The sequence below is a fragment of the Streptomyces sp. CoH27 genome, from assembly GCF_020181035.1.
In the GTDB taxonomy this organism is placed as follows: Bacteria; Actinomycetota; Actinomycetes; order Streptomycetales; family Streptomycetaceae; genus Streptomyces; species Streptomyces camelliae.
This window is the reverse complement of sequence record NZ_JAIQYY010000011.1, coordinates 288,590-301,289: the sequence shown is the minus strand read 5'-3', so window position 1 is coordinate 301,289 and position 12,700 is coordinate 288,590. Positions and strand designations below refer to the sequence as shown.

Below are 12,700 nucleotides of genomic sequence, written 5' to 3'. Positions count from 1 at the left end.
GGCGAACGCCGGCGACGCCCACACGTTCAGCGCGACCCAGCTCACCAAGGCGAGCGACTCCGTCCGTCAGGCCGACGTACCCGGTACGGCCTGGGCGGTCGACAGCAAGACCGGGCGTGTCGTGGTCACCGTCGACAGCACCGTGTCCCAGGCCGAGATCGCCAAGATCAAGCGGCAGGCCGGTGCCCAGGCGGGCGCGCTCACCGTCAAGCACACCCCTGGCAAGTTCAACAAGCTGATCACCGGCGGGGACGCCATCTACGGTGGCTCCTACCGCTGCTCGCTCGGGTTCAACGTGCACAGCGGCAGCACGTACTACTTCCTCACCGCCGGGCACTGCGGTCAGGTGGCCTCGACCTGGTACAGCAATTCCAGCCACACCACGGTGCTCGGAACCAACGTCGGCTACAGCTTCCCGGGCAATGACTTCGCCCTGGTGCGCTACACCAACTCCTCGATCTCGCATCCGAGTTCGGTGGGCAGCCAGTCCATCACCAGTGCGGCCACGCCGTCCGTGGGGACGACCGTCTACCGGCGCGGGTCCACCACCGGTACGCACAGCGGGCGGGTCACCGCGCTGAACGCCACCGTCAACTACGGCAGCGGGGACATCGTTTCGGGTCTGATCCAGACCACCGTCTGCGCCGAGGGCGGTGACAGCGGTGGTCCGCTGTACGCCGGGACCGTGGCGTACGGGCTGACCTCCGGTGGCAGCGGTGACTGCACCTCCGGTGGTACGACCTTCTTCCAGCCCGTGACCGAGGCGCTCAGTTACTACGGGGTCACTCTGCCGTAGCGGTTCCGGGTCATCGTCGAAAGCCCCCGCATCGTTTTGGGCGCGGGGGCTTTCATCTGCCCCTGGGCCCGGGGGGGGGGGCTCCGACCTGCATAAACACCCGCTCACCAGGACCGCAGCGGGTGTCGTACATATGTTCGGGAATGGAGGTATGGTGGGGGTGGAAGTAGGGAACTGATGTTCGAGTGCGGGAGGTGCGTGTGCCGGGCTTCGCGCATCTGCGCACCGTCTCCGGGTTCTCCCTGAGGTATGGGGCATCCCATCCGGAGCGGCTGGCCGAGCGTGCCTCGGAGCGGGGTATGGATGTGCTGGCCCTTACGGATCGTGACACCGTCGCGGGGGTCGTGCGCTTCGCCAAGGCCTGTGCGCGGGTGGGGGTGCGGCCGGTTTTCGGGGTGGGTCTTGCGGTGGTTCCGGCGGAGGCGCTACGGAGTGAGAAGCGCCGCCCTGCCCCGGTTCGTGGTGGTGCCTTCGTCGATGAGTCGATGCCCCGGGTCACCTATCTCGCTCGCGACGGGGGTCGGGGCTGGGCCGATCTGTGCCGGCTCGTCACGGCCGCGCACCGGGGTGCGGACACCCCTCGGCTGGCCTGGGCCGACAATCACGGCGACGGGCTGACCGTGCTGCTCGGGCCCGGGTCCGATGTGGGGCGTGCCCTGGCGGCCGGGCGGCCCGATCGCGCGGTGAAGCTCCTCGCTCCCTGGCGCGAGGTCTATGGGGACGCGTTGCGGCTGGAGGCCGTGTGGCACGGGCGTACGGGCACGGGTCCCGGTTCGCTGCGGCTGGCCGCCCGTACCGTCGGCTTCGCCGCCGAGCAGGGGGTGCGGCCTGTGCTCAGCAACGCCGTCCGGTACGCCGATCCCGGGATGGGGCCGGTCGCCGATGTGCTGGATGCCGCTCGGCGGCTGGTGCCGATCGATCCGGGGAAGGAGCTGGACTCCGGGGAGGCCTGGCTCAAGGGGGCGGGGGACATGCTGCGGGTCGCCGAGCGGGTGGTGGAGGCCGCCGGCTATCGGCGGGACACCGCTCATCGGCTGCTGGAGCAGACCCGGGCGACGGCCGCCGAGTGCCTGGTCGATCCCGAGGACGACCTCGGGATGGGTACGGTTCACTTTCCCGAGGCGTATCTCGTCGGTGCCGGGCGGCGCACCGCCCAGCGGGCCCTCGCCTCGCGGGCGGTGGCGGGGATGGTGCGGCTCGGGTATGGGGGGAGGCGTGCGTACTGGGAGCGGATGCATCACGAGCTGGACATCATCGGCCATCACGGCTTCGCTTCTTACTTTCTGACGGTCGCTCAAGTTGTCGATGACGTAAGGGAGATGGGTATTCGGGTGGCCGCCCGGGGGTCCGGGGCGGGGTCGTTGGTGAACCATCTTCTGGGTATCGCGAACGCTGATCCGGTCGAGCACGGGCTGCTGATGGAGCGGTTCCTGTCGAAGGAGCGCGTCGTGCTGCCCGATATCGACATCGATGTGGAGTCCGCTCGGCGGCTTGAGGTGTACCGGGCGATCATCGGGCGGTTCGGCGAGGAGCGGGTCGCCACCGTTTCCATGCCGGAGACCTATCGGGTGCGGCATGCCATCCGGGACGTGGGTGCCGCCCTGTCGATGGATCCCGGTGAGATCGACCGGGTTGCCAAGTCCTTCCCGCACATCCGGGCCCGGGATGCGCGGGCCGCCCTGGACGAGCTGCCCGAGCTGCGGCAGCTGGCGGGGGAGCGGGAGAGGTTCGGGCGGTTGTGGGAGCTCGTCGAGGCGCTGGACGCCTTGCCTCGCGGGGTCGCCATGCATCCGTGCGGGGTGTTGTTGTCCGATGCCTCGCTGCTCGCGCGTACGCCCGTGGTGCCCACCAGTGGCGAGGGGCTGCCGATGTCTCAGTTCGACAAGGAGGATGTGGAGGATCTCGGGCTGCTCAAGCTCGATGTGCTGGGCGTGCGGATGCAGTCGGCGATGGCGCATGCCCTTGCCGAGGTGGAGCGGGTCACCGGGGAGCGGATCGACCTGGACGCGGTGCCGGCGGGGGACGAGGAGACGTATCGGTTGATCCGGTCCGCCGAGACCCTGGGGTGCTTCCAGATCGAGTCTCCGGGGCAGCGGGATCTGGTGGGGCGGCTGCAACCGAGTACGTTTCATGACCTGGTCATCGATATTTCGCTGTTCCGGCCGGGGCCCGTCGCCGCCGACATGGTGCGGCCGTTCATCGAGGCGCGGCACGGGCGGGCGCCGGTGCGGTATCCGCATCCGGACCTGGAGCGTCCGTTGCGGGGGACGTACGGCGTTGTCGTCTTTCATGAGCAGGTCATCGACATCGTCGCCATCATGACCGGGTGTGGGCGGGGCGAGGCCGACCGGGTGCGGCGGGGGCTGTCCGATCCGGAGTCGCAGGGGCGGATCAAGGTGTGGTTCGCGCAGTGTGCGGCGGCCAACGGGTATGACGCGGAAACCATTCGGCGGACGTGGGAGATCGTCGAGGCCTTCGGGTCGTACGGGTTCTGCAAGGCGCACGCCGTCGCCTTCGCCGTACCCACGTATCAGTCGGCCTGGCTGAAGGCTCATCACCCGGCCGCTTTCTACGCCGGGCTGCTCACGCATGATCCGGGGATGTATCCGAAGCGGCTGCTGCTGGCCGATGCGCGGCGGCGGGGGGTGCCGATCCTGCCGTTGGACGTCAATGTGTCCGGGGTCGCCCATCGGATCGAACTGGTGTCCGAGTCTGGTGTGTGGGGGTTGCGGCTCGCTCTGAGCGATGTGCACGGCATCAGCGAGGTCGAGGCGAAGAGGATCGAGGGCGGTCAGCCGTACTCCTCCCTGGTGGACTTCTGGGAGCGAGGGCGGCCCAGTCGGCCACTGGCCCAAAGGCTCGCCCAGGTCGGGGCGTTGGACGCCTTCGGGGCCAACCGGCGTGATCTGCAACTGCACTTGACCGAGCTTCACCGAGGTGCCCGGGGTGCGGGTGGCGGTCAACTGCCCTTGGCCGGTGGACGGAAGACCGCTTCGGCCGGGCTGCCCGACCTCACGTCGGCCGAGCGGCTCAGTGCCGAGCTGGGTGTGCTGTCCATGGACGCCTCGCGGAATCTCATGGACGACCACCGGGAGTTCCTCAAGGAGCTGGGCGTGGTCTCCGCGCGCCGGCTGCGTGAGGCCCGGCACGGGGAGACCGTGCTGGTCGCGGGCGCCAAGGCGGCCACCCAGACGCCGCCGATCCGGTCCGGCAAGAGGGTCATCTTCTCCACCCTGGACGACGGCACGGGGCTGGTCGATCTGGCGTTCTTCGACGACTCGCACGACGCCTGCGCGCACACGGTCTTCCACTCGTGGCTGCTGCTGGTGCGGGGCGTGGTGCAGCGGCGCGGGCCGCGGAGTCTGAGCGTGGTGGGTTCTGCCGCCTGGAATCTCGCCGAGCTGGTCGAGCTGCGTGCCGAGGGCGGTCTGGACGTGGTGGCCGCCCGGCTCGCGGAGCCGGTGGCCGGGAGCGGTGATGGCGGTGGCGGTGACGGTGGCGATGCGACGGGTGGCCGGCGGATTCATCTGCCCACCGGATACGAGATGCATCCGTGGGCCGATCTGCGGCCCGCGGGTCAGGAGGCCGCACAAGGGCCTTCGGCGATACGGAAGTTGTGGCACCAGAGTCCGGGGAGTGCGGGATGACCATTCTCTGCGTACGTTTCCAGCTGCCGCCGATGTACGAGGCGGCCCTGCCGGGACTGCTCGGGTTGCTGGAGGACTTCACCCCCGTGGTCGAGGCGCTGCCCCCGGACGGGGCGCTGGCCGATCTGCGCGGTGCCGAGCGGTACTTCGGGCGCGACGCGGTGGAGCTGGCCTCGGTGATCCGGGTGCGGGCCCTCGCGCTGTACGGCGTCGACTGTGCGATCGGCGCCGGTCCGGGGCCGATGCTGGCCCGCGTGGCGCTGCGCGACGCCCGGCCCGGGGTGACGTGTGTCGTGCCCGGGGAACCGGAGGGCATCGCCGGGTTCCTCGCCGAGCGGCCCGTGTCCGCGCTGCCCGGCGTCGGTGCGGCGACCGCCCGCACCCTGTGCGAGTACGGCCTGGACACCCTGGGGCTGGTCGCCGCCGCGCCGCTGTCCACGCTCCAGCGGCTGATCGGCGCGAGGGCGGGCCGCGAGCTGTGGGAGAGGGCGAGCGGCATCGACCGCGGCCGGGTCGTGCCGAATGCCGTCTCGCGGTCGCTGGTCACCGAACGGCCCTTCGAGCGTGACGAGTTGGACCCCGACCGGCATCGCAGAGCACTGCTGTCGGCCGCCGAGGAGCTGGGCGCCCGGCTGCGCGCGGTGGAGAAGGTCTGCCGCACGCTGACGCTCACCGTGCGCTACGCCGACCGGTCCTCGACCACCCGCAGCCGCACCTTGAAGGAGCCGACCGCGCACTCGGCGGCCCTGACGAAGGCGGCCTACGGCATGTACGAGGCGCTCAGCCTCCAGCGTGCCCGGGTCCGTGCCCTCGCCCTGCGCGCCGAGGGCCTGACCCCCGCCGACCAGGCCTCCCACCAGCTCACCTTCGACCCCGTGGACGAGAAGGTCCGCCGCATCGAGGAGGTCGCGGACCGCGCGCGGGCGAAGTTCGGGCCGAGAGCGGTGATGCCGGGGACGCTGGCGGCGTGAGGGCGGGCGCCAGGTGGCTAGTGCCGCAACAGGCAACGTTCGCCCCGTCGCGACGCCCTGCACGCTCCCCCAGAGGGGGTACCCCCACTCGCCGCACCGGCCGAAAGCCCAAGTACGTCCAGTACGAGGGCTTCCGGCCGGCACTCCCCCAGCCTTCGGCCGGGGGGACCCCCAGAGCACGCACCGGACGCCGCTCCTTGACGGGCAAACGTTGCCTGCCGCGGCACTAGCTTCGGGGCTGGTCGCGGTCACCGATCCCGCCGTACCGCCGGTGGTGGTCCACAGGAACGGTCAGTTGGCCCACGGCGGAGTGATGCGCGTGCCGTCGGCCAGTTCCGCCTCCAGGCCCACGGAGGTGGTGACCCAGGACAGTGCGGTGTGGTCCGTCGGGTTCTCCACGGCCAGGGTCGTACCGGCGTTGACGATCACCGTGTCACCCGCCGTGATCCGCTCGGTGTGATCGTCGAGGGTCATCAGCAGCTCGCCGACGAGCAGATGGAAGATCTCCTCCCGGGTGACGGTGTGGGCGGGTGCCTTGGTCCCCGGGGGGATCTCGCCGCGCCAGGCGCACAGTTCCTTGCTTCCGGTGAGCGGGGTGGCGTACGAGACGAAGCGGGCGCCGTGGATCTCGTGGGAGACGGCCTGGGCGGAACGGACTACGGGCATGGGTGTGGTCTCCGTTCGGAGGGAGGCTTGTAGTCAAGTCGCTTGACTATATGGTCAAGCTGCTTGACCAATGTGTCAAGGGTGTTTCAATGCCCTCGTGCAGAACTCCGAAGCCATGGCCCTGTCCGCCGCGCTGCTCGCCGCCGCGGGTGACCTCACGCAACGCATTCATGACGGCGTCCTGGCCCGCGGGTTCACCGATCTGCGGCCCGCCCACGGCTTCGCCTTCGCGCGGCTCGCCCCGGACGGCGCCACCGTCGGCGACCTCGCCGCGCATCTCGGGGTGACCAAGCAGGCCGCGAGTCAGCTGGTGGACGAGGTCGTGCGCAAGGGGTACGCCGAGCGCCGGCCGCATCCGAAGGACGCGCGGGCCCGGTTGGTCGTGCTCACCGAGCGCGGGTGGGCCTGCACCCGGGCGGCGGAGGAGGCGGCGGCCGAAGTCGTGGGGCGTTGGGCCGATCTGCTGGGTGAGGGTGAAGTGCGCGTGTTGGGGGAGCGGTTGGCGCGCATCGCTCCGTACGGTCCTGTCAGGCCCGCCTGGTGACGGCCTGTCGGGTTCCGGTGCCGCTCTACTAGCACTGGAAGTTTTTACTGGCGCGTAACTTCACACTTGCGCTACTCGCCCGTAACTTGACGAGTGAACAGCATCCTCGTGATCCGGATCACAGGGTTAGGCCGTCGCACCTCCCTTGAGCCGCAAGGAGATCACCCGATGCTGCCCTGGAAGCGAGTTCTCAGACCCCTCGCCGCGCTCCTGCTCACCGCCGCCGTCGCCGCCGTACCCGCCGCCACCGCCCACGCGGCCGACAGCGCGCCGAGCACCGGCTGGAACGACTGGTCCTGCAAGCCCTCCGCCGACCATCCCCGCCCGGTCGTCCTGGTGCACGGCACCCTGGGCAACTCGGTCGACAACTGGCTCTCGCTCGCCCCCTATCTGGAGGCCCGCGGATACTGCGTCTTCTCCCTCGACTACGGACAGCTCTCCGGTGTCCCCCTCTTCTACGGCCTCGGCCCCATCGACCAGTCGGCCGGGCAGCTGTCCGCCTTCGTCGACAAGGTGCTCGCCGCGACCGGCGCCGCCAAGGCCGACCTCGTCGGGCACTCCCAGGGCGGCATGATGCCCCGCTACTACCTGAAGTTCCTCGGCGGCGCCGCCAAGGTGAACGCCCTCGTCGGCCTCGCCCCCGACAACCACGGCGCCACCCTCAGCGGCCTCACCAGCCTGCTGCCGTACTTCCCCGGCGCCGGGGACCTGATCAAGGCCACCACCCCCGGCCTCGCCGACCAGATCCCGGGCTCCGACTTCCTCACCAAGCTCAACGCGGGCGGCGACGCCGTCCCCGGAGTGCACTACACGGTCATCGCCACCAAGTACGACGAGGTGGCCACGCCCTGGCAGAGCCAGTACCTGAGCGGCTCGGACGTCCACAACGTCCTGCTCCAGGACCTGTGCCCGCTCGACCTCACCGAGCACGTGGCGATCGGCCTGTTCGACCGCATCGCCTTCCACGAGGTGGCCAACGCGCTGGACACGGCCCACGCGAGCGCCACCACCTGCGCGTCGGCCTTCAGCTGACGTGCCTTCCGGGGCCTGTCCGACCTGAGCCGCCGGGCAGGCCCCGGGACTCCAGGAAACCGTGAAATCGCCTGCTGGGGACGGGTGAGGGAGATCCTTATGGTGGCGTTAAGGGTGTGCTCGGACTGCGCTGAGGAAGATGGAGGCGGACCACATGGCCGACGCGCACGGCAAGGGGCCGGGACGGCGTCTGCTGGAGTTCGTGGACGCACGCGCGCGTGCGCTTGCCTGAGGTCAGGGGTCTGATACCGGAAACGACGGGTCTGATCAGCTGTCCGGCCACCAAGTGCGGGCGATGTCCTTGCGCACCTCCGGACGCCCCGCGGGGCGTTCCTCCGCCTCTTCGCGGATCCGGCGGCTGTCCGTTCTCTTCAGGGGCTTCTGCACGGTTGCGCGGCGCATGGCTGCCTCCTTCAGCATCTGCCGGGTTCCGTGTTGTCACGGAGGCAGACGCTTGTGGGGAGAGTTCCTCATCGGAGCCGGATTGTCAGTGGCGGGTGTCACTCTTCGGGTATGACGAACGCGAACGACCGAGTGGTTGCGCCGGCCGCCTACGACGTCGACTGGGACGCCGAGGCCGCCGGTTTCGACGACGAGCCGGACCATGGTCTGCGCGATCCCGGAGTCCGCGCCGCCTGGGCCGCCAGACTGCGTACCTGGCTGCCCGAGCGCCCCGCCGACGTCCTCGACCTCGGCTGCGGCACCGGCAGCCTGTCACTCCTCGCGGCGGAGCAGGGCCACCGGGTCACGGGCGTCGACTCGTCCCCGGCGATGGTCGAGCGGGCCCGCGCCAAGCTTGCCGGGCGGGCCGCCGTGATCCTGCGCGGGGACGCCGCGGCTCCGCCGGTGGGCGAGCAGCGCTACGACACCGTCCTCGTACGGCATGTGCTGTGGGCGCTGCCCGCCCCCGACCGGGTGCTGCGGCACTGGCGGGACCTGCTGCGGCCCGGAGGGCGGTTCGTGCTGGTCGAGGGCGTGTGGGGGACCCTGAACCCCGTCGGCATACCCGCCGAGCGGCTCACCGCCCTGCTCGCACGGCTGAGCGCCGACGTGCGCGTCGAGCGACTGTCCGGTGACCCGATGCTGTGGGGCAAGGCGGTGGACGACGAGCGGTACGCGGTGGTGGCGACGGTGTGAGGCGCCGGGGGCGCGGGTCAGGACAGCAGCTCGCCGAAGCCGCCGGAGCGGGCCAGCCTCTCCAGTGCGTCGAGGGCGGCCACCGCGGCGGTCGCCGCCTCGGGATCCGTCCGCGGCAGCCCGCTCGCGGCGAACTCGTCCTCGTCCAGCCGTCGTACGTCCGTGCCGTCGGCGGAGCGCCACAGGTCCAGGTCGAGGTCCTCCACGACCAGCTCGGCGCCGGTGCGCGCGGCCGGCCGGGTGATGTCGCAGTACCAGCCCTTCAGGGTGCCGTCCCCGGCGCGGACCTCCTTCACCGAGTACCAGCGGTCCCGCCAGTAGTACTCGGTGAAGACATCCCCCGGCTCGAACCGGACGAAGCCGAAGTCCCGGACCCCGGCGCCCGCCCACGGCGCGCGCACGGCGACGCGGGTGCCGTCGTCGTGGAGCAGCTCGGCCGGGTAACGGATCTTCGTACGGCCCGCCTTGACCAGCAAGATCTCCAACTCGGTCGTCGGCTCAGCCGAGTTCGCGGACATAACGGACCTCCGTCGCACAGATTTCGTAACCGAGGGACTTGTTGATCGCGAGCATCGGGCCGTTGCCGGTGTCGTTGCCCGTGTGCGCCTCGGTGTGGCCGGCGGCGCGGGCGCGGTGCAGCGAGTCGGTCTTGGCGAGCTTCGCCAGGCCGCGCCCGCGGAAGTCGCGCGCGGTGCCCGTCATCGCGGTGACGTACCGCGTGCCGCCGTCGGTGTACGCCACGCTGAAGGCCACCGGGCGGCCCTCGGCCAGCACGACCGTGGTCAGCTCGCGGTCGAGCAGCGGGTGCTGCCAGGTCTCCTCGATCCAGGCCTCGTAGTCGGTGAACTCGGCGTCGACATCGCTCGGTTCGTCCGCCACCGTCTCCGCGTCCAGCCGGAACAGCGGGCGCGGGTCGTCGGCGAAGTCCGCGGCCGTGCGCAGCTCGACACCCGGCGGGGGAGCGGGCAGCGGCGGCAGCGCGGCCTCGGCCAGGTCCAGCCGCAGGAAGTGGGCGGAGCGGCCGGACCGGTAGCCGCGTTTCTCGGCGAAGGCGCGGTTCGCGGGCTCGTCCAGGACCCAGGCGAACAGCTTCGTCGCCCCGTGGGCCGTCAGATGCTCCTCGGCGGCCCGGACCAGCAGCTCACCGGCACCGCGCCGGGTCCGGTCCGGGCGGACGTAGATGCTGAGCATGCCCTGGCCGGGTTCGGGGCTGTCGTGCGCCAGCAGCACCTGGGCGGTGCCGATGACCTCGCCGTCCTCCTCTGCCACGAGGGACCGGTACCGGGCCTCGGGGTGCGAGCGGGTGGCCCTGTGGAGGATGGCTTCGGGGGTCCACAGGATGTAGGGGAGGGCGAGATGCCGTACCCGTGCGAAATCCTCGACGTCGGACCGGTCACCGGGGCGCAGATCGCGCACGATCACTGTCATGACAGGGGACCGTACGGGCAGACGCACCGGGATGCCCGTCATTTTTCCGCGGGCGTCGTCCGGCGGGTGCGGGACAATCGGGCCGTGAGCCTGAAGATCCGTATCGATGACAGTGCGCCCCCGTACGAGCAGGTGCGGGCGCAGATCTCCGAGCAGGCGCGGTCCGGGGTGCTGCCCGTGGGGTACCGGCTGCCGACCGTGCGGGGGCTGGCCGAGTCCCTGGGGCTCGCCGTGAACACCGTGGCCAAGGCCTACCGGGCGCTGGAGACCGACGGGGTGATCGAGACGCGGGGGCGCAACGGCACGTTCGTGGCCGCCGCCGGCTCGGCCGCGGTACGTGAGGCTTCCTCGGCCGCACAGGCGTACGTCGAGCGGGTGCGGCGGCTGGGGCTGGGGGAGGGGGAGGCGCTGGCTGCCGTGCGGGATGCCCTGCGGGCGGCTTACGGGGAGTAGGAGGTCGTCGCGTTTTCGCCGCGGAGGGTTCGGCACCGCCGGACCGCGCCGTCGTGGCCGAGCGCCGGCGCGGCGGGCCGGAGTCGGCGGCGCGGACCTGGTCAAGAACGTTTCGCGAGCTCCGGGAACCGCGTCACCGCCAGGCCCGCCCGCTCCGCCGCCCTCCCGAACACCACCGCGTCCCGCACCGCCGCCCCGCCCGGGTCGTTGTTGAAGTACGCGTACGCGTCCTCCCCCTTGCGCCAGGTCGTCGCGATGCGGTCCACCCAGGTCTCCAGGGAGCGGCGGCCGTAGCGGGGCCAGGGGGTGGCGCGGCCCTCGTGGAAGCGGACGTAGCCCCAGTCGGCGGTGCGCCACAGCGGGATCACCGGGCGGGCCTGTACGTCCGCCCAGCACAGGGCCGCGCCCCTCGCCGACAGCACCTCCCGCACCTGAGGTGTCCACCAGGAGTCGTGGCGGGGTTCCACGGCGACCCTCGTACCGGACGGGAAGCAGGCCAGGCAGGCGTCCAGGAGGGCGGCGTCGACGCGCAGGGTCGGCGGGAGCTGGAGGAGGACCGGGCCCAGGCGGTCGCCGAGGCCCGCCGCGTGGCTCATCAGGCGGTGGACGGGCTCCTCGGGCTCCTTCAGACGCTTGATGTGGGTCAGATAGCGGCTCGCCTTGACCGCGACCACGAAGTCGTCCGGGACCCGGTCGCGCCAGGCCGCGAAGTTCTCGCGGGAGGGCAGCCGGTAGAACGCGTTGTTGATCTCCACCGTCGCGAACAGGCGGGTGTACTCCTCCAGCCACAGCCGGGCCGGGACCCCGGGCGGATAGACGAGGTCCCGCCAGTCCTTGTACTGCCAGCCGGAGGTACCGACGAACAAGGTCACAGCACCATCAAAGCACTACAGGTACAGCCCCGCGTCCGCGCTGTCCCGGGCCCCCGGCACCGACGTCGGGGCCGTGCCCCGGCGCAGCGCGTACAGCTCGGCCAGGGTGGCGCCCTCGCGGCCGATGCCCTCCTCGGTGCCCAGCCAGTGCACGGCCTCCCGGTGGCTCAGCGGCCCCACCTCGATCCGGGCCAGACAGCGGCCGGGGCGGACCACGGCCGGATGCAGGCGCTCCAGGTCCTCGTTGGTGGTGACCCCGACCAGGACGTTCCGGCCCTGGCCGAGCAGGCCGTCGGTGAGGTTCAGCAGCCGGGACAGGGCCTGGCCCGCCGTGTGCTTGGCCTCGCCGCGGATCAGCTCGTCGCAGTCCTCCAGCAGGAGCAGCCGCCAGCGGCCCTTGCCCGCGCCGTCCTCCTCGCCGATCGCGATGTCCATCAGATAGCCGACGTCGGAGAAGAGCCGCTCCGGGTCCAGGACACAGTCGACCTGGCACCACTCGCGCCAGGAGCGGGCGAGTGTGCGCAGCGCGGAGGTCTTGCCGGTGCCGGGCGGGCCGTGCAGCAGCAGGAGGCGGCCGGCGATGTCCTCCGGGGTCGTCTCCATCAGGCGGTCCATCGCCTCCGCCACCGGCGCCGAGTAGTTGGGCCGGACCTCGTCCCAGGTGCCCGCGGAGATCTGGCGGGTGGTGCGGTGCGGGCCGCGCCGGGGCGAGACGTACCAGAAACCCATGGTCACGTTCTCGGGCTGCGGTTCGGGCTCGTCGGCCGCGCCGTCCGTGGCCTGGTCGAGGATCCGCTTGGCCAGTTCGGAGCTGGTCGCGGTGACCGTGACGTCCGCGCCCCGGTTCCAGCGGGAGACCAGCAGGGTCCAGCCGTCGCCCTCGGCGAGGGTCGCGCTGCGGTCGTCGTCGCGGGCGGCGCGCAGCACGCGGGCACCGTCGGGCAGCAGGGTCGCGCCGGAGCGGACCCGGTCGATGTTCGCCGCGTGCGAGTACGGCTGCTCGCCCGTCGCGAAGCGGCCGAGGAACAGCGCGTCGACGACGTCGGACGGCGAGTCGGAGTCGTCGACGTGGAGCCGGATCGGCAGAGCGTCGTGTGGGTTCGCAGACATGCCGCCATGATCCGCCACGGATGCGCTCCGCGCACGGCAATTCT

General features: G+C 71.3%; 13 protein-coding genes. 7 read left to right on the top strand and 6 right to left on the bottom strand.

The window, feature by feature from the left end:
* The 3 genes from LE548_RS20720 to LE548_RS20710 all read left to right on the top strand — a co-directional run.
* Positions 1–796: S1 family peptidase (locus LE548_RS20720; RefSeq protein WP_225098389.1), on the top strand; the 796-nt coding region annotated here is incomplete at its 5' end.
* 200 nt (positions 797–996) lie between these two features.
* Positions 997–4,443, top strand: coding sequence for a DNA polymerase III subunit alpha (locus LE548_RS20715; protein ID WP_225098446.1), 3,447 nt, complete (start codon positions 997–999; stop codon positions 4,441–4,443).
* Entirely contained in the window at positions 4,440–5,414 is a 975-nt protein-coding gene (locus tag LE548_RS20710) for a hypothetical protein (RefSeq protein WP_225098388.1), read from the top strand. Before LE548_RS20715 ends, LE548_RS20710 begins: the two co-directional genes overlap by 4 nt.
* A gap of 291 nt (positions 5,415–5,705) precedes the next feature.
* On the opposite strand, the gene LE548_RS20705 is transcribed toward LE548_RS20710, so the two are convergent.
* Complete coding sequence (locus LE548_RS20705; protein ID WP_225098387.1) at positions 5,706–6,080, bottom strand: cupin domain-containing protein; 375 nt, start codon at positions 6,078–6,080, stop codon at positions 5,706–5,708.
* 97 nt (positions 6,081–6,177) lie between these two features.
* Here LE548_RS20705 and LE548_RS20700 point away from each other — a divergent pair, with 97 nt between their 5' ends.
* Complete coding sequence (locus tag LE548_RS20700) at positions 6,178–6,624, top strand: MarR family winged helix-turn-helix transcriptional regulator (protein ID WP_225098386.1); 447 nt, start codon at positions 6,178–6,180, stop codon at positions 6,622–6,624.
* A gap of 168 nt (positions 6,625–6,792) precedes the next feature.
* Positions 6,793–7,656 (top strand): triacylglycerol lipase, encoded by an 864-nt coding sequence (locus tag LE548_RS20695; RefSeq protein WP_225098385.1) that lies wholly within the window; start codon positions 6,793–6,795, stop codon positions 7,654–7,656.
* 267 nt (positions 7,657–7,923) lie between these two features.
* Here LE548_RS20695 and LE548_RS45505 read toward each other — a convergent pair whose 3' ends face one another.
* Positions 7,924–8,058, bottom strand: coding sequence for a hypothetical protein (locus LE548_RS45505; protein WP_263636313.1), 135 nt, complete (start codon positions 8,056–8,058; stop codon positions 7,924–7,926).
* 111 nt (positions 8,059–8,169) lie between these two features.
* Between LE548_RS45505 and LE548_RS20690 the strand changes: the two genes are divergently transcribed.
* Positions 8,170–8,793, top strand: a complete 624-nt coding sequence (locus LE548_RS20690; RefSeq protein ID WP_225098384.1) for a bifunctional 2-polyprenyl-6-hydroxyphenol methylase/3-demethylubiquinol 3-O-methyltransferase UbiG — start codon at positions 8,170–8,172, stop codon at positions 8,791–8,793.
* 17 nt (positions 8,794–8,810) lie between these two features.
* On the opposite strand, the gene LE548_RS20685 is transcribed toward LE548_RS20690, so the two are convergent.
* Both LE548_RS20685 and LE548_RS20680 read right to left on the bottom strand, forming a co-directional pair.
* Positions 8,811–9,311, bottom strand: a complete 501-nt coding sequence (locus LE548_RS20685) for a DUF402 domain-containing protein (RefSeq protein ID WP_225098383.1) — start codon at positions 9,309–9,311, stop codon at positions 8,811–8,813.
* Positions 9,292–10,221: a GNAT family N-acetyltransferase gene (locus tag LE548_RS20680; RefSeq protein WP_225098382.1), complete on the bottom strand. Its 930-nt coding sequence runs from the start codon at positions 10,219–10,221 to the stop codon at positions 9,292–9,294. Before LE548_RS20680 ends, LE548_RS20685 begins: the two co-directional genes overlap by 20 nt.
* An 84-nt stretch (positions 10,222–10,305) precedes the next feature.
* On the opposite strand from LE548_RS20680, the gene LE548_RS20675 reads away from it, so the two are divergent.
* The gene (locus tag LE548_RS20675) at positions 10,306–10,674 is read left to right on the top strand and encodes a GntR family transcriptional regulator (RefSeq protein ID WP_225098381.1); all 369 of its coding nucleotides are present in this window, start codon (positions 10,306–10,308) and stop codon (positions 10,672–10,674) included.
* Positions 10,675–10,775: 101 nt separating this feature from the next.
* Here LE548_RS20675 and LE548_RS20670 read toward each other — a convergent pair whose 3' ends face one another.
* Both LE548_RS20670 and LE548_RS20665 read right to left on the bottom strand, forming a co-directional pair.
* Positions 10,776–11,546: a DUF72 domain-containing protein gene (locus tag LE548_RS20670; protein WP_225098380.1), complete on the bottom strand. Its 771-nt coding sequence runs from the start codon at positions 11,544–11,546 to the stop codon at positions 10,776–10,778.
* A gap of 15 nt (positions 11,547–11,561) precedes the next feature.
* A complete protein-coding gene (locus LE548_RS20665; protein ID WP_225098379.1) occupies positions 11,562–12,656 on the bottom strand; it encodes a DUF5925 domain-containing protein in 1,095 nt (364 codons plus the stop codon).
* Between the last annotated feature and the right edge of the window lie 44 nt (positions 12,657–12,700).

Excerpts from the sequence above, each read along its gene's own strand:
- LE548_RS20690 (WP_225098384.1), top strand. The coding sequence starts at position 8,170 with ATGACGAACGCGAACGACCGAGTGGTTGCGCCGGCCGCCTACGACGTC.
- LE548_RS20710 (WP_225098388.1), top strand. The coding sequence starts at position 4,440 with ATGACCATTCTCTGCGTACGTTTCCAGCTGCCGCCGATGTACGAGGCG.
- LE548_RS20680 (WP_225098382.1), bottom strand. The coding sequence starts at position 10,221 with ATGACAGTGATCGTGCGCGATCTGCGCCCCGGTGACCGGTCCGACGTC.
- LE548_RS20705 (WP_225098387.1), bottom strand. The coding sequence starts at position 6,080 with ATGCCCGTAGTCCGTTCCGCCCAGGCCGTCTCCCACGAGATCCACGGC.
- LE548_RS20685 (WP_225098383.1), bottom strand. The coding sequence starts at position 9,311 with ATGTCCGCGAACTCGGCTGAGCCGACGACCGAGTTGGAGATCTTGCTG.
- LE548_RS20665 (WP_225098379.1), bottom strand. The coding sequence starts at position 12,656 with ATGTCTGCGAACCCACACGACGCTCTGCCGATCCGGCTCCACGTCGAC.
- LE548_RS20695 (WP_225098385.1), top strand. The coding sequence starts at position 6,793 with ATGCTGCCCTGGAAGCGAGTTCTCAGACCCCTCGCCGCGCTCCTGCTC.
- LE548_RS45505 (WP_263636313.1), bottom strand. The coding sequence starts at position 8,058 with ATGCGCCGCGCAACCGTGCAGAAGCCCCTGAAGAGAACGGACAGCCGC.